Source organism: Ruegeria sp. THAF57 (assembly GCF_903914075.1).
GTDB lineage: Bacteria > Pseudomonadota > Alphaproteobacteria > Rhodobacterales > Rhodobacteraceae > Ruegeria.
In genome coordinates this window covers 610,947-629,323 of sequence record NZ_CAIWNQ010000003.1, presented here as the reverse complement: position 1 = coordinate 629,323, position 18,377 = coordinate 610,947, and the positions used below count along the sequence as shown (strand labels likewise).

Below are 18,377 nucleotides of genomic sequence, written 5' to 3'. Positions count from 1 at the left end.
TTTCCCGAGATCGTTTGACGCCCAGCTTAGCCGAAGAGCGCCCGCTTGTGAACGCCCCGTGCTCAGCCCGCCGATACAGAGCGTTCAGCCATGAGTCTTTGCAAACGCAACAGGCCTTCTTCTATGTCTGCCGTCGATCTGGCGTAGGAAAACCGCAATGTCGTATGGCCACGCACAGGATCGAAATCGAGACCCGGAGTGACCGCCACACCCGCTTTTTCAAGGATTTTCGCCGCAAAGCTACGGCTGTCATCCGTTAGGTCGGACACATCGGCATAGACATAAAATGCCCCGTCAGGCGGTGCGATGTTCGTGAACCCTGCCTTCGGCAACCCCTCCAGCATCAGGGCGCGGTTGGCCCGGTAAACATCAAGGTTTGCCTGCAATTCTTCTTCGCACTCCATCGCGGCTAAAGCCGCAACCTGACTGGCGTGCGGCGCGCAGATGAACATGTTCTGGGCGATCCTCTCGACAACGCGTACCTGATCTTCGGGCACAACCATCCAGCCCACACGCCAGCCCGTCATCGAGAAATATTTCGAGAACGAATTGATCACATAGCATTCATCCGTCACCTCCAACGCTGTGACGGCTTTGGCCTCATATTCCAACCCATGATAAATCTCATCACTGATGAACGAGGCGCCCTGCTCGTGCGCGGCCCCGATCAACGCCTGCATCGCGGTATGATCCAGCATTGTCCCAGTTGGATTGGCTGGCGACGCGACCATAAGCCCCTGAAGATCAAGCCCCGAGAAATCTGACGGCACAGGCTGGAGTCGGTTTTCCGGCGCGGTTGGCAGATCGACCGGCACCAGCCCCAGAGCCTTCAAAATCTGTCGGTAGGACGGATAACCCGGCGCGCCTATACCGACACGATCCCCGCTGTCAAACAGCGCCGTGAAGGCCAAAAGGAAACCGCCTGATGAGCCCGGAGTGACCACGACACGCTCGGGGTTGAGGTCGACATTATACCACTCACCATACATCCGCGCGATCCGCTGCCGCAAAGCCGGAAGGCCCAGAGCAACCGTGTACCCCAGTGGCCCTTCTTTCATGGCCTTTGCCAGAGCATCAGTCGCCCCTTGCGGCGCACCGGTTCCCGGTTGGCCAACCTCCATGTGAATGATGGTGCGTCCGGCCTCTTCAGCGCGGCGCGCGGCCTCCATAACGTCCATCACGATAAAGGGATCGACCCCGGACCGGGTTGAGTTTCTCATGCCCATCTCCCATGTTGCAGCCATGGCTTTTGAACGCGTATCCAGGCTGGCGTCAATCCCGGCCCTGTTGCTGATCGCAGTGACATGGTTTTCAAGCGCCATTCAAACCGCAGCGCAAAGCCTGATTCGTGACCCCGATATCGAATACGGGCTGCGTGAACTGGCGTTTCCGGTCCTGCGCGCAGCGGGGCTGAACACCAATCGTGTGCAAATTTTGGTGGTGAATGACAGCACGTTCAACGCCTTCGTCATCGACTATAACGCGATCTACCTGAATTATGGGCTGATCTTGACCGTCGAAAGCCCGGAAATGCTGCAGGCGGTGATTGCACACGAAGCCGCGCATATCGCCAACGGCCATCTTGCACGGCGGGTAGAGAACCTGAAAGCCGCGCAAAGGAACGCCCAGTTGGGAACCGCACTTGCCCTTGTGGTGGCCGCTGCGGGCGGCGGCGAGGCCGCTGCAGGCATCGCGGCGGGCACCTCCGGCTCGGCTCTGCGCAGTTTTCTGGCACATACCCGTGCCGAAGAATCTTCGGCTGATCGCAGCGCTGCAAGCTATCTCAGATGGGCGGGTATCTCGCCCAGCGGGATGGTTGCGCTGCACCAGAAATTTGCGGGACAGGAACTGTTAAGCACAATCAATCAAGACCCCTACATGCGCTCGCACCCCACCAGCCGCGAGCGCCTGCGGGCTGCCGAAGCTTTCATGGAAGAATTCGGAGATAAAGCGCAACCCAACCAAAGTGCTGATTACTGGTTCGCGCGCACAAAGGGTAAACTGTCGGCCTTTATACGGTCCCCGACCTGGACCATGCGCCGAGCCAAGGAAGAAAGCGCGCGGGACATTCGCCTCATGCGCGAAGCGGCGGCCTATCACCAAAACCGCGATCTGGCGAACGCCAGAGCCGCAATCAACCAAGCACTGGATATTCGGCCCGATGATCCATTTTATTACGAACTCAAAGGGCAAATATTGTTGGAAAACCGCAAGGTGCAGGACGCCGTTACCGCATATGGCAAGGCAGTGGATTTGGCTCCCAACAATGCGCTGATCCTTGCCGGATACGGTCGGGCGCTCCTGGCGCAAGGTCAGACCAATAACGCCTTACAAGCCCTTGAAAAAGCAAGAAATAGAGACTACCGAAATGCCCGATTGATGCAGGATTTGGGCGTTGCATACGCCAAAGTCGGCAACAAAGGCATGGCCTCGGCCGTGACCGCCGAAAGATATGCCTTGCAAGGTCGGCTGGCAGATGCAGGTATTCACGCAAGACGGGCTGTCGGGCAATTGCCCGAAGGTTCACCTGGTTGGCAACGTGCACAGGATGTGCTGATTGCCTCAGAACAAGCTAAGAAAACAAAAAGGAAGCGAAAATGATCCTCAGACACGCTGCGCCAGCCCTGCTGGGGCTTTCGTTGATCACAGGCCCCGCTCAGGCATTGGACCTGAACGCCATGACCGATGCTGAAAAACAAAAATTCGGAGAACAGGTTCGCGAGTATCTTCTGGAAAACCCGGAAGTGATCATCGAGGCCATCAATATCCTTGAACAGCGCAACGCCGTGGCCGAAGCACAGGCCGACAAGGAGTTGGTGAGCGCCAACGCCGACGAGTTGTTCAATGATGGATATAGCTGGGTTGGCGGCAACCCGGACGGCGATATCACCTTGGTCGAGTTCATGGACTATCGCTGTGGCTATTGCCGCCGGGCCGTCCCCGAAGTGGCCGAGCTTTTGTCAGAAGATGGCAATATCCGATTGGTTATCAAAGAGTTTCCGATATTGGGCGATGCATCGGTCCTGTCATCACGCTTTGCCGTTGCAACCAAACATGTGGCTGGCGACGACGCTTACAAACAGGTTCACGACGCACTTCTGGAATTCGGCGGCCAGCCGTCCGAAGTGACCCTGCGCCGTATCTCGGACGGGTTGGGTCTGGACAGCGAAGCAATCCTCGAAGCGATGAACAGTGATCAGGTAACGAATGAGATCAACCAAACGCGCGAGTTGGCGCGGCGTATGCAGATTTCCGGCACACCTTCGTTTGTTCTGGGAACCGAGATGCTGCGCGGATACCTGACGGCTGACCAAATGATTGAGATTGCCAACGGCGTACGCGCCGAACAGGGCTAATCGGATTGGAGGCGGACCAACACCCGCCTCCGCTTACTCTTTGTGCGGCGCGCGCTTAGTACGGAAAGGGCGCGTCGCATTTCAGCCAAACAACCCACCTATTCGTGCCATCCGACCGAAATTGCGCGGCAGGCACAGATATACCTTTGATACCCGCGGGAACGACATCACGCCCCTGCTTCTGACTTTCTGCGAGAACGGCGCTGATGTCCTGCGGGTTCGAGATCCGGCGAACACCGTTGTTCGGGGTAATTGGACCAGAACGGCAATACGTCGAACGCGCGACCTGCTGCGCAAGGCTCATCGCGGCCCTAGAGTCGCTTCCGTCCCACAAGGATGCCGCAACACGTGCAGCCAATGCCGGATCTGCCAGCACCAGAGGCGTGTCCTTGGGCGGTTTTGACTGTCCGCCAGGCCCGAGGGTCACGATGATGCTTGTGACTGTACCACTCTGATTGTACGGCGCGAGATCAGCCGAGAGATAGCGCAACTTGGTATTTGCGGCGTTTTCCGGGACCGGGACATTCACGTCCCGGGGGTATCTGTCATACTCGCCTGATCCACTGCTGCATGCTGCCAAAATGGCGCAGGAAACTGCGGCCACGCTCAAAAGAAACTTCATTTGAAAATGCCTTGAACTGCTCAACCTGAAGGGTGTTTTTCAGGTTAAGTTTGGCAAAAGAATGGCGGCTCCTGCTGACAGGCAAGGTTTTTTGTTAGAAACAGTCCGCCCTAAACGAAAATCGAAAAGGCGCTATTCCGCAGCTTCTGCGGCTGCATCCAGTTCGGCGGCCTTCTTCTCGACCTCTTCCACGATGTGGTCGATCATCTGATCGTTGGACATCTTGTGACTGGCCTTACCCGCAAGATAGACCATGCCAGAACCGGCCCCGCCGCCGGTAAAGCCAACATCGGTCATCAGCGCCTCACCGGGGCCATTCACGACGCAACCGATGATGGATAGGCTCATGGGCGTCTTGATATGTTCCAGCCGTTGTTCCAGCGCTTCGACCGTCTTGATCACGTCGAACCCCTGACGCGCACAGGACGGGCACGAGATGATGTTCACGCCGCGATGGCGCAGGCCCAGAGATTTCAGGATCTCATAGCCTACCTTGACTTCTTCGACCGGGTCTGCGGACAGGCTGACGCGGATCGTGTCGCCAATCCCCATCCACAACAGGTTGCCCAGCCCGATGGCAGACTTGATGGTGCCGCTGACCAACCCTCCGGCCTCGGTAATGCCCAGATGGATCGGCGCGTCGGTAGCCTCGGCAATACCCTGATACGCCGCCGCCGACAGGAACACGTCGCTGGCCTTTACGCTGATCTTGAAGTTGTGAAAGTCGTTGTCTTCCAGAATACGGATATGTTCCAGCCCGCTTTCGACCATCGCCTCGGGGCATGGTTCGCCATATTTCTCAAGCAGGTGCTTTTCCAGCGACCCCGCATTGACCCCAATTCGGATCGAGCAATCATGGTCACGGGCAGCCTTGATCACCTCCTGCACGCGCTTTTCATCGCCAATATTGCCCGGATTGATACGCAGGCAGGCGGCACCTGCCTCAGCAGCCTCGATCCCGCGTTTATAGTGGAAATGGATATCGGCCACGATGGGCACCGGGCTTTCGCGCACGATGTCTTTCAGGGCCTTTGAAGACGCCTCATCCGGGACCGATACCCGCACGATATCCGCCCCTGCCTCGGCTGCGGCCTGCACCTGTGCCACTGTTGCTGCCACGTCGGTGGTCAGCGTGTTGGTCATGGTCTGCACGGCAATCGGAGCATCCCCGCCGATGGCGACATCGCCGACCATGATCTGACGGGATTTGCGGCGATAGATATTGCGCCACGGGCGAACGTGATTGAGCGACATGGGGACGGATCCAAGACTGCCTGAGTTGGGACTTTAAATAGTTCGCCTACAGGGGCATCGCAATGGCAAGATCACTCAGCCGGGTCTTGCAGAGCTTCAGCCTGCAATTCGGCGACCAAACGCTTTAGGGCGCTATTCTGTTCAGCCTCAAGATCGGCAACATCGTAACGCTCAGCCACAGCATCCTTGGACAGGATTACGCCCTTTGCGACCGTTCCAGGATTTCCAACAGGGCCAAAATGTTCACCGTTCATCGAGAAATATACCGACCCGGACGCCCCGGCGCGCAGTTGCGGAGGTTCTTCCGTAAGCGGAACTTCGAACGTATTGCCCTGCTCGACCGTGCCAAGAGTGCCTTCGAATATGATGCTGCCATCCGCGGCTGTAACCCGCATCCATGCCGGGTTGACGGCTACGATTTTGAGCGTTGTGTCCAGTTGTTCAACCACCTGCGGCAGTGCCGGGCGTTCGACAGTGTGAACCTCGGCCACTTCGATCTTTGGCGGCTCTGGCGGAAGGAATGTTCCGACCGAACGCGGATCAAGTGTCGAAATCGGTGCGTCACGTGCAACAAGCACGGGAACATCCAGGGCCTGTGGCCGATACAAACGATCCAGTGCCTCGGCGCTGGGGGTTTGAATGGTCTCCACCTCTTCCGCTGACCCGTCAGCACGCGCGACATTTAGCGGATCAAGGTCGGACAGAACGACCGGGGCTTGTTCAACCGGGCTAACCTGCACCTGCTGGATTTTGTTCAGAACTGCCCACCCGCCGTAGCCTATACCGCAGATCAAAGCCAACAGCACCGCTGACGATCCAATCGCACGAGGCTCAATTTGGCTGACCAGAGACTCTTTGCCTGGAATATACGGCGTATTCGGCGAAATGAACGGGTCGCGGCCCATCGGACCCCGGGCGGGCAAGCCGCCCACCGGCTTACGGACAACGGACGCCTCTGCGGACATACCATGCGCGACCTCAAATCCGCTTTCCTTGCAGAAGGCCGCAAATGTCTCATCAGGGTTCATGCCCAGATAGCGGGCATAAGAACGCACATACCCGGCGATGAAGCCGGGTGTGTCGAAGGCATCTGGATCAGAGTCTTCTATGGCTGCGATGTAATTGGCTTTGATCCGCAATTCTCGCTGAACGTCCAGTAGAGATTTGCCCATGGTGGCGCGTTCGCCGCGCATCATGTCACCAAGCCGCACCTCATAATCGTCATAGCCTTTTGGCCGGACGTCAACGTCGTCTTCGGATTCGCGCTGAGATCTGCGCCCAATCATCCCTGCTGCCCCATTTTGCCTACGCGTGTTTAACGCTAGCGCCGAATCACTGCCTGAATGATTCGAACACTGATTTTGTTAGCGTAAGCTTAACACGCGACAAACAAGTTGCACACTTTGGCGTGAGGTTAACCAGCAAGTTCGGCGCGATTTAGCGCACAATGTGACCAAAGTTCGTCCATCGCGACTACCAAACGGTTCATTTCGTCGGGTCCATGCACCGGCGAAGGGGTGAATCGCAAGCGCTCGGTTCCACGCGGAACCGTCGGGAAATTGATCGGCTGAACGTAAATTCCATGGTCGTCCAGCAACCGATCGCTCAGGATTTTGGTGTGGACCGGGTTACCGACGATCAGAGGAACGATGTGGCTGCCGTGATCAATCAAAGGCAGTCCCAGCCCTTTGAGGCGCAGTTTGAGGATCTGTGCCTGGGTTCGATGCTGTTCGCGCAGTTCTGTCGCATTCTTCAGATACGCGACCGACGCCGCTGCGCCCGCAGCGACCGCAGGCGGCAGAGAGGTCGTGAAGATGAAGCCCGGCGCGTAAGAGCGTACGGCGTCGCACATCTTTTCGCTCGCGGCAATGTAGCCGCCCATCACGCCAAAAGCTTTTGCCAGTGTACCGTTGATGATGTCGATACGATGCGCCAAACGATCACGCTCTGTCACACCGCCTCCGCGCGGGCCGTACATGCCGACGGCGTGAACCTCATCAATGTAGGTCAACGCGCCGAATTCATCAGCCAAGTCGCAGATTTCTTCGATTGGGCCAAAATCACCGTCCATCGAATACACGGATTCAAATGCGATCAGCTTGGGCGCCTTGGGATCGTCAGCCTCAAGCAACTCTCGCAGATGGGCGACATCGTTGTGACGGAAAATGCGCTTGGCACCACCGTTGCGACGCACACCTTCGATCATTGATGCATGGTTCAGTGCATCAGAATAGATGATCAGACCCGGAAACAGCTTTGGCAGCGTGCTCAGCGTTGCGTCATTGGCGATATAGGCGCTTGTGAACAGCAACGCCGCTTCTTTTCCGTGCAGATCAGCAAGCTCGGCTTCAAGCTGGTTGTGATACACAGTCGTCCCCGAAATGTTGCGCGTGCCGCCCGAACCAGCTCCGGCGGCGTCAACGGCCTCGTGCATCGCGTTTAGTACGACCGGGTGTTGCCCCATACCCAAATAGTCGTTGCCACACCATACGGTGATGTCCTGCTGCGACCCGTCAGGGCGCGTCCGAACAGCATAAGGAAAGTGACCATTGCGCCGTTCGATATCAATGAAAGTCCGGTAGCGGCCTTCGTCATGTAGCCTTGCGATCGCTGAATCAAGCTGAGCAGTATAGTCCACCGGTTTCTCCTTACTTGCCCGACCTTGTTCACAACGGTCGAACGTCTTTTATGGCACCGTTTCCGACAGATCCGAAATTGCACCGATGCACTCAATTTAAGCTCAAAACATATAACGAGCTAAGAGAATGCGTATTTGATTTGCATCAAATATCTTTTTGCATCCCACTCGACAAGTAAAGTTTCGACAAACAGACGCGGGGAAACGACGCAGGCAATACGGAAAATCCACCTACTATTTTCGCCTCTTGCCCCGCGATCGTCAAAAGCGCACTGGACGGCGCCGATGGCGCTGATAGGGTTCCGCCAAAATCATAATGGCAGGAGACCCCCATGTCGCTGGACTCTGTTCTGGACCGTATCGACGCCGATCTTCAAACCTCAATAGACCGCCTGATGGAACTGCTCCGCATTCCTTCGATCTCAACGGATCCGGCCTATGACGTTGATGTCAGTCAGGCCGCCGACTGGCTGGTCTCGGATTTGCAATCCATCGGAGTTGCGGCGGAAAAGCGGGAAACCACCGGGCATCCCATGGTCGTGGGACATATCGGTGAGGGCAACGACGCGCCGCATGTGCTGTTCTATGGTCACTATGACGTTCAGCCCGTCGACCCTTTGAACCTGTGGAATCGTGACCCGTTCGACCCCGCGATCGAAGAGACCGAGAATGGCCCGGTTATCCGGGGCCGAGGCTCATCCGATGACAAAGGTCAATTGATGACCTTCGTCGAAGCATGCCGCGCTTGGAAAGCCGTTCACGGCACCCTACCCTGCCGCATCACTTTCTTCTTTGAAGGTGAAGAGGAATCCGGCTCGCCCTCATTGGTCCCGTTCCTGCGCGAAAACGCGGCTGAACTAAAGGCAGATCTGGCCTTGGTCTGCGACACGTCGATGGTGTCGCGTGGCGTTCCCTCCATCGCATCTCAACTACGCGGGATGCTCAAAGACGAATTCACAATTATCGGACCCCGGATTGACCTGCATTCGGGTCACTATGGTGGCCCCGGCCTGAATCCGCTTCGCGAATTATCAAAAATTGTCGCGTCTTTTTACGATGACGAAACTGGCCGCGTCGCCGTTGACGGTTTTTATGAAGGTGTCCACGACGTTCCAGCCGAACAGCTTCGCCAATGGGAAGGCTGTGGATTTGATGAGGCCGAATACCTCAACTCTGTTGGGTACACGCAGCCGCACGGCGAAAAAGGGTTTTCCGCGCTTGAACAGCAATGGGCCCGCCCAACGCTCGAGGTGAACGGACTTTGGGGTGGATACAACGGTGCCGGTTCAAAAACGGTTATCCCATCGCAGGCCCATTGCAAAATCACCTGCCGTCTGGTCGGCGACATGGATCCGGATGACTTGCGCGACAAGATACGAAAGCATGTCGAGCAACGCCTGTCGACGGATGCAAAGATTGAATGGGACAACGACCTGGAAGGCTCGCCCGCTTCTGTCATGAATCTGGACCGCCCCGAATTCGAAGCCGCCCGGGGTGCCTTATCCGATGAATGGGGCCGCGAGGCTGTTTTCACAGGTATGGGAGGCTCTATCCCGGTCGTCGGCTATTTCAACACCGAGCTCGGGCTGGACTCGATGCTGGTTGGTTTCGCCAACGACGATGACGCGATCCATTCCCCCAATGAGAAATACGACGTCAAAAGCTTCCACAAGGGCATCCGATCATGGGCGCGCATTCTGGACGCTCTGACCAGATAGACTTTAATGCGAGGCTCTGCCTCGCGCTCCGGGATATTTGAGGCCAGATGAAGTACGGATCCCCCGTTTCATCTGGCTAAAAATATCCCGGGGGAGTCGCCCGATACGGGCGGCGGAGGCAGAGCCCCCATTGGCGGCCCTTCACATGTGGATTACCCGGTCATACGCGTCCAGTACGCTTTCATGCATCATTTCCGACAGTGTCGGATGCGGGAATACCGTATTCATCAGGTCTTCTTCGGTTGTCTCCAACTGGCGCCCGACAACATACCCTTGAATCAACTCCGTGACTTCAGCGCCGATCATATGTGCACCCAAGAGCTCTCCGGTCTTGGCGTCGAAAATAGTCTTGATCATCCCTTCCGGTTCGCCCAACGCGATCGCCTTGCCGTTGCCGATGAAAGGGAAGCGACCAACTTTGATATCATAGCCTAGCTCTTTGGCTTTCGCCTCGGAATATCCCACTGACGCGACCTGCGGCTGGCAATAGGTACAGCCTGCGATGCTTTCTGGCTTGACCGGGTGCGCGTGCTTGCCCGCGATCAGATCGGCAACCATGACCCCTTCGTGGCTGGCCTTGTGCGCCAGCCACGGAGCGCCTGCGATATCACCAATGGCGTAAAGGCCATCGACCCCGGTCCGGCAGTATTCGTCCGTCACCACATGTGTCCGGTCAATCTTAACGCCCAATGCTTCAAGGCCCAGCCCCTCGACATTGCCGACGATCCCGACCGCTGAGATTACAGTGTCAAAGTCATGCTTTTCCACCTTTCCCTTGACCTCGATATGTGCGGTCACTTTGCCCTTGGCGCGGTCCAACTGCTTGACCATCGCCTTTTCCATGATGGTCATGCCCTGCTTGGTAAACGCCTTTTTAGCAAAGGCGCTTATTTCTGCATCTTCAACGGGCAACACGCGATCCATCACCTCGACCACTGTCGTATCTGCCCCCAACGTGTTGTAGAAGCTGGCGAATTCGATACCGATCGCACCGGACCCGATGACAAGCAGTTTCTTGGGCATGCGCGGCGGCTGCAATGCGTGCTTGTAGGTCCAGACCAGATCGCCGTCCGCCTCAAGGCCCGGCAATTCGCGGGCCCGGGCGCCTGTGGCCAGAACAATATTCTTGGCCGTCAGCTCTTCGGTTCCCTTGTCGGTTTTGACCGAAACCTTGTCTTTGGCGGGGATTGTCGCCTCGCCCATCACCACGGTGACCTTGTTCTTCTTCAGCAGATGACCAATGCCGCCGGACAACTGCGCGGCAACCCCGCGTGAGCGTTTGACAACAGCGTCCAGATCATAGCCGATCTTGTCCGCCTTCAGTCCGAAATCCTTGGCCCGTTCCATCAGGTGAAATACCTCTGACGACCGCAGCAGCGCCTTGGTCGGGATACATCCCCAGTTCAGGCAGATGCCGCCAAGATGTTCACGTTCGACCACAGCGGTTTTCAGGCCAAGCTGGGCCGCACGAATAGCTGCGACATACCCGCCGGGACCGGCGCCAATTACGATCAGATCAAAAGATTGTGCAGCCATGTTTCCCTCTCGGCGCAGGTCGATTCAGAAATTAGTTTACCATTAAACTAAATTTATTTGCGCATCAATACATTGCCCCCGCGACAAAAGCGACGCAGGGTCAAGTGGCGCCAAATGCACTGATTTGAGCCTATACCCAGCGGCCTACTATGGCTAGAAGTTAAGGGCCGGTTGTTGATGGCAATTGTTTAACCCAAGAAATTCAAGAGGCTTATCATGGCCAGAACGCTTAAAGATCTGTTGCTTGCATTGCTGAACGCCACACTCATCCTGGTTGCGTTGTGTCTGTTTCTGGGGTGGAAACTAGCCTCAACGGTCGAAGGCATCACGACAGCCTTCGCTGAGAATATCCAGATTGTTGCGCCCCTCAAGCAGGAACTGCAGGGGGTTCGAGGTGAGTTGGCGGCTTTGCGCAGCGACTTGTCCTCGATTCAAATTGGCGAAAGCGTTGCGAATAGCGCGGCGGCGCAGAAAATCTCGACCGCTTTAGCCAAGCTCGACAATCTGGAAAAAGAGCTACAGGCGAAGCAGGCCCGGATTTCGGAACTGACGGAATCGCCAGACGAATTGATCAATACAGCCATTGAGGCCTCGGCCGACGCAATCGCCGACCGGATCATTGAAATACGTGGATGCGTGCCTGCGTCTTAACCGGCGGCCTGCAACTCTCGGACCGTCGCGCCATAGCCGCCCATGTCGACATACGCCGCTTCGGGCTTGGTCATTGGCCGCGATAGCGCTTCGTTGCGGTATGGGAACCGCCCGAATTGCCGGATAACCTCACGGTGTGCGCGTGCGTGCAAAAGATTGCTCGAATCCTTGCTGACATTCTGACACATCAACCGCACACAGCGCTCCTGATCACACAGATTTTCCGAATGCATCAGGGGAAGATAGAAGAACTGCCTTGCGGGCTCGTCGATCTTCAGATCCCACCCCTTGTCCACAGCGCATTTGGCCGCTGATAAGGCCGCGCGGTCAGATGCAAACGCCTTGGCGCTGCCTCGGAACATGTTGCGTGGAAATTGATCCATCAGGATGATGTACGCCAAAGCACCACTGGGATAGGTCAGCCAAAGGGAAAACTTGCCCTCATTCGCTGCCTCCCACATGGTTTGGAACTTTTCGCGGATTTCAGCGTCAAGCGCATCATCCTGCAAATACCAACCCTTGGGACCGACTTCATCCAACCAAAAACTCAGTACGTCTTCAGGCCCTGCCATTGCCCTAAACTCCGTCTGTTCGCCTCCCCCAGGGACGTAACGTCATTTAAGGATGTTTTACAGGTTTGTTACAGTAACATATTGCAACACTTGCGACATAAATCCGTGTCTTAGGCAATATCTTGCGTGTCCTGCTCGGCTTCGGCCGCCTCGATGGCCACTTCCTGCGCTACTTCAAACGCAACAGGTGAGGCTGTGGGGTAAAGCGGAGACATCGTACCCGTTTCGTCGACCGGGATCGCGGCGCGCTGTGTCATGCGATACATTGCGTACCCTGCGGTTATGACCAGCAACATCGCGATGAACAGGAAAAACCCCTGAGGGCCAAACACGGCGTCGCCCATCAACCAACCGGTGATCAGCGGCCCGGCAATCGCACCCAACCCGTTGATAAAAACCAGTCCACCAGAAGCAGCGGCCATATCCTCGTGCTCGAGGAAGTCATTGGCATGCGCAATCAACAGGGAATAGAGCGGATTCGACATCCCACCGATCACGAAAGCAGCAATCAAAAGGATCGGGAATGTCGTTCCGAACAACATGCCGGCGATCGACCCTCCGGCCCCGGCGATGGCAACCAGCATGATCAGAAACCGGCGATCCATGCGGTCGGAAAACCAGCCGAGCGGATATTGCAAGACGACGGCCCCGACGTAGAACGCGGCGATAAAGGTCGAGATTTCGACCAGCGTCAGCCCGGCCCGTGCACCGTACACCGACGCCATGCCGAACTGAGCCGAGAATACACCACCCAACAGGAACATGCCGACACATCCAAGCGGTGACTTGCCCATCAATTCGCGCAGGGTCATCGGCTTGGTCGTGTCAAAGGCCGGTGTAGGTGAAATTGACAACAGGATCGGCGCAAAGGAAATAGAAACCAGAATCGACGCGATCACGAAGGTCTCATAGCCTGCGGGGTCTCCGACCAGCATCAAGCCTTGTGCCGTGATGATCCCTGTCATTTGGACGATCATATACAGCGACAGCGCCTGCCCCCTGTTTTCGTTGCTGGCGGCATTGTTCAGCCAACTTTCGGCCGTAACGTACACTCCGGAAAAGCAAAACCCGATAACGACACGGCCCAGGATCCAAGCCACAGGCTCGGTCAACATCGGATACATGATCATCACGGCCGAAATGAACGAAGCCAGCGCCGCAAAGACACGGACGTGCCCCACGCGCCGGATCATCTCGGGCGCCAGACGCGATCCGCCGAGGAAACCCACGAAATACGCCGACATCACAAAGGACATCTCGAGGGTCGAGAACCCCTCAATCTCGCCGCGAACACCAAGGATCGTGCCTTGCAAACCGTTGCCGACCATAAGCAGGCCCACGCCAAGAAGAAGCGCCCATGCGCTGGACAGGACCTGGATCATTGGGACCTCCGCTAAAAATCGGTCTGAATTACGGATTCGTTTTGGTATGAAAAACGGCTCTGGGCATGCTTGTCTACGACATAACCGTAATGCGATCCCGACAACGCGGCAGTCACGGGATCAAAAGCGACGCATCTCCGTAGGAAAAAAACCGGTAATTCTGTTCAATAGCGTGGGCGTAGACATCGCTCATGCGAGTCTGCCCCATCAAAGCCGACACCAGCATTAGAAGCGTGGACTTCGGCAAGTGAAAGTTGGTCATCAGCGCGTCGGTGACGTGGAACTGGAAGCCGGGATAGATGAATATGTCTGTCTCGCCTTCCCACGGTTCGATTCGGCCCGAGCGCGCGGCGCTTTCGATCAGGCGCAATGCGGTGGTTCCAACTGGTATGACCCGTCCCCCGGCGGCCTTGGTTTCTTGGATTTCGCTGACGGCCTGCGCGCTAACCCTGCCCCATTCGGCGTGCATCTTGTGCGTGGTCACGTCTTCGACTTTCACCGGCAGAAAGGTCCCTGCACCGACATGCAGTGTGACATGAGTGATTTGCACATCGCGCTCGTCCAACGCGCGCATAAGCGCCTCGTCGAAATGCAGCGACGCGGTCGGTGCAGCCACCGCACCCGAATTTCGGGCCCAGATTGTCTGGTAATCTGTCTTGTCCTGATCGTCAGCCGGACGCTTGGCTGCGATGTAGGGCGGTAAGGGCATCGCACCGGCATGTTCCAGCGCGGTGTCAAAGTCCTCTCCGGTCAGGTTGAACCGCAGGAACGCCTGCCCGTCATCTACCCGCTCCAAAGTGGCGCTGAGTTGGTCCGAGAACCTGATCTCTTCGTGCAGTTTCACCTTCTTCAACGGTTTGATCAGCGCGGCCCAGGTTCCATCGGCTTGCGGGTCCAGCAGGGTAGCCTCGATCGCTGCCGAAACAGGGCCCTGCGCGCTGTCGCGGTGCCGCCGACCGTTCAGGCGCGCCGGGATGACACGCGTGTCATTAAGAACAAGGCGATCTCCAGGCTGCAACCAATCGGGCAGATCAAACACATGCGCGTCCGAGATTGCGTCGCCATCGGCCACAAGCAATCGCGCGGACGAACGCGGCGTTGCCGGGCGCGTGGCAATCAGGTCTTCGGGCAGGTGGAAATCAAAATCGCTGAGTTTCATGCGCGCGCCATACAAGGCCAGACCGGATTCAGCAACAGCTCAGATCAACGATCCTTCGGAGGGGAACCAAAGGTCTTTTTTGGCTCATCAGGTTTTACAGGCAGGGAATTCGGGCCGTCGGTCACAGTGGGCGCTGGCGCGCGCAAGAGGTTCCGCAAGAACAACGGCGCAAGGCCCGACAAGGGGTTCACGGACACTTTGGGCGAGGTCAGTGGGCCTGTCAGATTATAGTTGAAGCCAATCACGCCCTCACCCTTTTTGGTGAAAACGCTGCCGATCGCGTTGACCAGATAGATCGGCGAAATCGCACCCCGCAGATTCAGCATCCCCGCGACGGTATCTATCGTGCCATCAAAAGACAGTCCCATGGACGGGCCAACCGCACTGCCGCTGAGGACTTTGACCTCGGTCGGTGTAATGCGCATCCGGCTTTCGATGGTCGAGAAAAAGATACCCTGCCCCGCCATTTCATCCAACAAACCAACAAGGCTGATCGCGTTCAGCAAGGCGGCCATCGCCGGGGCGTCGGTAATGCGGGTATTCACGATCTTGAGGTTAACGTCATAATTGCCGGGCGCGCCAACGGGCTCGAGGCTCATATCAAGCGAGCCGCCTCGTGCCTGCGTGATAACCCCTGCCGATCGCAGCACTTCACCGGCATCGGATGACTTCAGTCCCACGGCGCTGCGCCCTCCGCGCGGGGTGACCTGTCCGCGAACCGACGCACCTCCGTTCACGCCGGCTGTGAATGCGCCGGTGATGCCACCCGACGTCTGAAATGATCCGTTGAATCCCGTCAGCGCAACCGATTCCGTTACCTGCAGGCGATCCAGTACGACGTCCAGCGCAGGCCCGCGCCCGCCGCCTCCGCCACCGCTGCTGCCTTCGCCGAAAGTGGCTCCACCCAAATTCATGACACCGCCCAGCACGCGGATATCCGGCACGGACGACCCACGATTCACCAGCTCGGCAGGGACGGCCAGCCAGTTGCCCAGATCGAAAGAGCTGAACTGAACCTTGTCAAAATCCCCCCCTTCGCGAAACGAGATCGAAGCCGTGGTACGCAAACCCGCCGCGTCCAGCTTAAGCTCATCCACACGCAACTGATCGCCCAGCGTGGCGTCGACGTTCAATGTTCCGGCGGTCTGCCTGCCTTTGCGCCAGCCAAGCTCGGGTATGGCTAAGGCAACGCCAACCAGATCAGAGGTCGCTGCCAGCTTTATTGGATCGCCTGCTCCGATGCCGATAGAGACCTGCGCAGTTCCCTGCCCCGTCAGCATACCCTGCGGCAATCCTGCTTTCAGCTCGGTCATCAGACGGGGCGACAGTTCGATTTCACCGGTAACCTCGCTGCGTTGTGGGCCTGAACCACCGATGGGTTGGCGCCATGTCACGTCAATCGGAACATCACCAAACAGACCATACCCACCAATCTCGACCGAATTCTGATCGCCCTTTACATTCAGGCGGTCTGAACTGACTGAGAAACCCGGCACCAACCTGTCACTTGCCACATCGTCGATTTCGCCGGTGAAGTGGAACTCTGTTTCTTCGAACTTCAAACCTTTCTTCATAGGCAACGCCAGAGTACCCGACAGGTTGACCTCACCCTGAGCCAGATCCACAGGCAGCCCGGCTTTCGTCAACAACTCCAGAGGTTTGCGATCCAGCAGCGACAGCGCCGCAGTCGCTGAACCCCGCGCTTCGATCCGGGCGATGGCCGGTGACGGACCCTTGATTGTTGTATCGGGAATGATGAACGACGTGCCCGAAGCATCTACCGCCCCGCCAGCATCGGCGATCACCACCCCGCTTTCGGCAGATGCGGTAAACCGATCGTCAAGCAAGCTGACCCGACCCTGCGCGTCCTGAATGGGGGGTAACGTCTTGGCATAGCGGATTTTGGCGTTTTCGAACCCAAGCCCCAAGTAAATGTCCGGCTTGCGCCCCGGTTGCAGCCGCAAAGCAAACTCGACGTTCCGAAATTGGCCTTCATACAGGTTTTCAGACACCCAAAGCCGTGGTTTCGGGGCCAGAATTTCAGGCCAGTAATTCAGCAGCCGGTCGGCAGTCATTGTGTTCAGATACGCATCCAGCGCCGCCACCCATCCATCTGGGCGGCCGATCAGATTACCCGAAGCACGCAGAGTATGGTCTGCGTCGACCAGTGTCAGTTGCCCCAATCGCACCTCGAACGGTGCCAGCTTTAGTTGGAAGTCAAGATTTGCCCGTGCCGATTCAAGTGACTCGGGGAAAAGACCGCCGGGATAAATATCAATTTTGTTCAGATCCAGTTGCGCCGTCAGGCTTTCCAATGTCCCATCTTCAATCCCCTGCAGATACGCCGTGCCGCTGGCCTGAACCGCCCCCAGATCGGAAACGATCGAGACTTCGTTGAAATCCAGCACCTGCGCATCGGGATCATAGGTGAAATAGGTCCGCGCAGAGTCAAATCGAATGGGTTGTGTCTCGGGCGTCGGCTGGATGACACCTGCGGCAATATTCAGTGTGGCGAACAGCGGGCCCAATGCGGCCTGATCGTCGACGCTGCCGCGAAGGGCGCCGGAAATTGGCGCGTCAAGTTCTTGCAGCCATGCCAGCGCAAGGCTTTGTCCTGCGATATCTTCGGCGGGCAGATCGGTGATGGAAACGCCGAAACTTGCCTCGGGCGTGCCCAAAACGCTGGAATAATTGGCCTCGATCGAGCTGGCATAATCCCGGCCGGTCAAAACCGAAAACCCGGTAGCAAGGCGCATTTCGTCCCCGCTGCGCGCAATCGAAATATGCCCTCCGTCGAACACCCAGGCACGGCCCAGGCGCAAATCCTGATAGTCCAACGTCAGGTTCTGCAACTCAACCGACCTTAGGCCCGACAGGATCGGAGAAAGAAACACATCGTCGGACTCTTCGATCAGTTCAGCCAGCGTAGGTGCCTGCTGCACGGGCGAGCTGCCGGTGCCGACCGTCAGAGACAACGCGCCATCTTTACCGCGCGTCAGGGCGATCTGCGCGTCTTGCAGAACTATGCGCCTTGGCCGGATTTGCCCCCGCAAAAGCCCCCGCATCGACAGGCGTGTGCGCAAGTCCGACACTTGGGCGATCTGCTGTCCGGCGGCATCGCTGATGGTCACATCCGTCAGGCGAAGCCGGGGGCGCCACTGTTCATTCACAAAAAAGGTGGCATCCCCGAACCGGATTTTCAGCCCGCCCAGCGTCTGATCAAGCCGCTTTTCAGCTTGAACCCGCATCCAATTCGGGGCGTGCAATTGCTGACCGATCAAAAAGAACCACCCTGCAAAAGCCATCGCAGCAAGTGAAATAGCGAACCACATCGTCCAGCGAAGGGCAGTACGACGACGCGACCGACCGCGCCGGGGTTTGCCCGGCTGATCTGCACTTTTGTCTTCGTGCTGCACCAATTTTCTATCCACGCCTTTCAACCCGCTCGCGCCGCCCTATGATGACGGGCAGCACTTAAAAACCTTTAAC

The 18,377-nt window shown here is 57.3% G+C and carries 14 protein-coding genes; 4 read left to right on the top strand and 10 right to left on the bottom strand.

Annotated elements, in window-relative coordinates:
* Window positions 1-62 precede the first annotated feature (62 nt).
* Complete coding sequence (locus RUESEDTHA_RS10980; protein WP_180886768.1) at window positions 63-1,220, bottom strand: pyridoxal phosphate-dependent aminotransferase; 1,158 nt, start codon at window positions 1,218-1,220, stop codon at window positions 63-65.
* On the opposite strand from RUESEDTHA_RS10980, the gene RUESEDTHA_RS10975 reads away from it, so the two are divergent.
* Window positions 1,219-2,601, top strand: coding sequence for a M48 family metalloprotease (locus tag RUESEDTHA_RS10975; protein WP_180886766.1), 1,383 nt, complete (start codon window positions 1,219-1,221; stop codon window positions 2,599-2,601). The genes RUESEDTHA_RS10980 and RUESEDTHA_RS10975 overlap by 2 nt on opposite strands.
* Window positions 2,598-3,356, top strand: coding sequence for a DsbA family protein (locus RUESEDTHA_RS10970; RefSeq protein WP_180886764.1), 759 nt, complete (start codon window positions 2,598-2,600; stop codon window positions 3,354-3,356). The genes RUESEDTHA_RS10975 and RUESEDTHA_RS10970 overlap by 4 nt, the downstream gene beginning before the upstream one ends.
* A 55-nt stretch (window positions 3,357-3,411) precedes the next feature.
* On the opposite strand, the gene RUESEDTHA_RS10965 is transcribed toward RUESEDTHA_RS10970, so the two are convergent.
* The 4 genes from RUESEDTHA_RS10965 to hemA all read right to left on the bottom strand — a co-directional run bounded on the left by RUESEDTHA_RS10965 (window position 3,412) and on the right by hemA (window position 7,870).
* Window positions 3,412-3,978 carry a hypothetical protein gene (locus RUESEDTHA_RS10965; protein ID WP_180886763.1) on the bottom strand — a complete coding sequence of 189 codons (567 nt, stop codon included), beginning with the start codon at window positions 3,976-3,978 and terminating at the stop codon, window positions 3,412-3,414.
* A 132-nt stretch (window positions 3,979-4,110) separates the two neighbouring features.
* Window positions 4,111-5,232, bottom strand: coding sequence for a flavodoxin-dependent (E)-4-hydroxy-3-methylbut-2-enyl-diphosphate synthase (gene ispG / locus RUESEDTHA_RS10960; RefSeq protein WP_180886761.1), 1,122 nt, complete (start codon window positions 5,230-5,232; stop codon window positions 4,111-4,113).
* A 71-nt stretch (window positions 5,233-5,303) separates the two neighbouring features.
* On the bottom strand, window positions 5,304-6,518 hold the full coding sequence (locus tag RUESEDTHA_RS10955; RefSeq protein WP_180886760.1) for a helix-turn-helix domain-containing protein: 1,215 nt from the start codon (window positions 6,516-6,518) through the stop codon (window positions 5,304-5,306).
* 128 nt (window positions 6,519-6,646) lie between these two features.
* Window positions 6,647-7,870 (bottom strand): 5-aminolevulinate synthase, encoded by a 1,224-nt coding sequence (hemA, locus tag RUESEDTHA_RS10950; protein ID WP_180886758.1) that lies wholly within the window; start codon window positions 7,868-7,870, stop codon window positions 6,647-6,649.
* 332 nt (window positions 7,871-8,202) lie between these two features.
* On the opposite strand from hemA, the gene RUESEDTHA_RS10945 reads away from it, so the two are divergent.
* Window positions 8,203-9,588: a dipeptidase gene (locus RUESEDTHA_RS10945; protein WP_180886756.1), complete on the top strand. Its 1,386-nt coding sequence runs from the start codon at window positions 8,203-8,205 to the stop codon at window positions 9,586-9,588.
* A gap of 141 nt (window positions 9,589-9,729) precedes the next feature.
* On the opposite strand, the gene lpdA is transcribed toward RUESEDTHA_RS10945, so the two are convergent.
* Window positions 9,730-11,124 (bottom strand): dihydrolipoyl dehydrogenase, encoded by a 1,395-nt coding sequence (gene lpdA / locus RUESEDTHA_RS10940; protein WP_180886754.1) that lies wholly within the window; start codon window positions 11,122-11,124, stop codon window positions 9,730-9,732.
* Window positions 11,125-11,340: 216 nt separating this feature from the next.
* On the opposite strand from lpdA, the gene RUESEDTHA_RS10935 reads away from it, so the two are divergent.
* A complete protein-coding gene (locus RUESEDTHA_RS10935; RefSeq protein ID WP_180886753.1) occupies window positions 11,341-11,775 on the top strand; it encodes a hypothetical protein in 435 nt (144 codons plus the stop codon).
* Here RUESEDTHA_RS10935 and RUESEDTHA_RS10930 read toward each other — a convergent pair.
* The 4 genes from RUESEDTHA_RS10930 to RUESEDTHA_RS10915 all read right to left on the bottom strand — a co-directional run bounded on the left by RUESEDTHA_RS10930 (window position 11,772) and on the right by RUESEDTHA_RS10915 (window position 18,319).
* Window positions 11,772-12,347, bottom strand: coding sequence for a DUF924 family protein (locus RUESEDTHA_RS10930; protein WP_180886752.1), 576 nt, complete (start codon window positions 12,345-12,347; stop codon window positions 11,772-11,774). The genes RUESEDTHA_RS10935 and RUESEDTHA_RS10930 overlap by 4 nt on opposite strands.
* 110 nt (window positions 12,348-12,457) lie before the next feature.
* The gene (locus tag RUESEDTHA_RS10925) at window positions 12,458-13,729 is read right to left on the bottom strand and encodes an MFS transporter (RefSeq protein WP_180886750.1); all 1,272 of its coding nucleotides are present in this window, start codon (window positions 13,727-13,729) and stop codon (window positions 12,458-12,460) included.
* Between the two features lie 112 nt (window positions 13,730-13,841).
* A complete protein-coding gene (gene queA / locus RUESEDTHA_RS10920; RefSeq protein WP_180886749.1) occupies window positions 13,842-14,888 on the bottom strand; it encodes a tRNA preQ1(34) S-adenosylmethionine ribosyltransferase-isomerase QueA in 1,047 nt (348 codons plus the stop codon).
* A gap of 44 nt (window positions 14,889-14,932) precedes the next feature.
* Complete coding sequence (locus RUESEDTHA_RS10915) at window positions 14,933-18,319, bottom strand: DUF3971 domain-containing protein (RefSeq protein WP_255431692.1); 3,387 nt, start codon at window positions 18,317-18,319, stop codon at window positions 14,933-14,935.
* Window positions 18,320-18,377: the final 58 nt, after the last annotated feature.

Coding starts and splice junctions, on each gene's coding strand:
- RUESEDTHA_RS10975 (WP_180886766.1), top strand. CDS start 1,219: ATGCCCATCTCCCATGTTGCAGCCATGGCTTTTGAACGCGTATCCAGG.
- RUESEDTHA_RS10980 (WP_180886768.1), bottom strand. CDS start 1,220: ATGAGAAACTCAACCCGGTCCGGGGTCGATCCCTTTATCGTGATGGAC.
- RUESEDTHA_RS10970 (WP_180886764.1), top strand. CDS start 2,598: ATGATCCTCAGACACGCTGCGCCAGCCCTGCTGGGGCTTTCGTTGATC.
- RUESEDTHA_RS10965 (WP_180886763.1), bottom strand. CDS start 3,978: ATGAAGTTTCTTTTGAGCGTGGCCGCAGTTTCCTGCGCCATTTTGGCA.
- ispG (WP_180886761.1), bottom strand. CDS start 5,232: ATGTCGCTCAATCACGTTCGCCCGTGGCGCAATATCTATCGCCGCAAA.
- RUESEDTHA_RS10955 (WP_180886760.1), bottom strand. CDS start 6,518: ATGATTGGGCGCAGATCTCAGCGCGAATCCGAAGACGACGTTGACGTC.
- RUESEDTHA_RS10945 (WP_180886756.1), top strand. CDS start 8,203: ATGTCGCTGGACTCTGTTCTGGACCGTATCGACGCCGATCTTCAAACC.
- lpdA (WP_180886754.1), bottom strand. CDS start 11,124: ATGGCTGCACAATCTTTTGATCTGATCGTAATTGGCGCCGGTCCCGGC.
- RUESEDTHA_RS10935 (WP_180886753.1), top strand. CDS start 11,341: ATGGCCAGAACGCTTAAAGATCTGTTGCTTGCATTGCTGAACGCCACA.
- RUESEDTHA_RS10930 (WP_180886752.1), bottom strand. CDS start 12,347: ATGGCAGGGCCTGAAGACGTACTGAGTTTTTGGTTGGATGAAGTCGGT.
- RUESEDTHA_RS10925 (WP_180886750.1), bottom strand. CDS start 13,729: ATGATCCAGGTCCTGTCCAGCGCATGGGCGCTTCTTCTTGGCGTGGGC.
- queA (WP_180886749.1), bottom strand. CDS start 14,888: ATGAAACTCAGCGATTTTGATTTCCACCTGCCCGAAGACCTGATTGCC.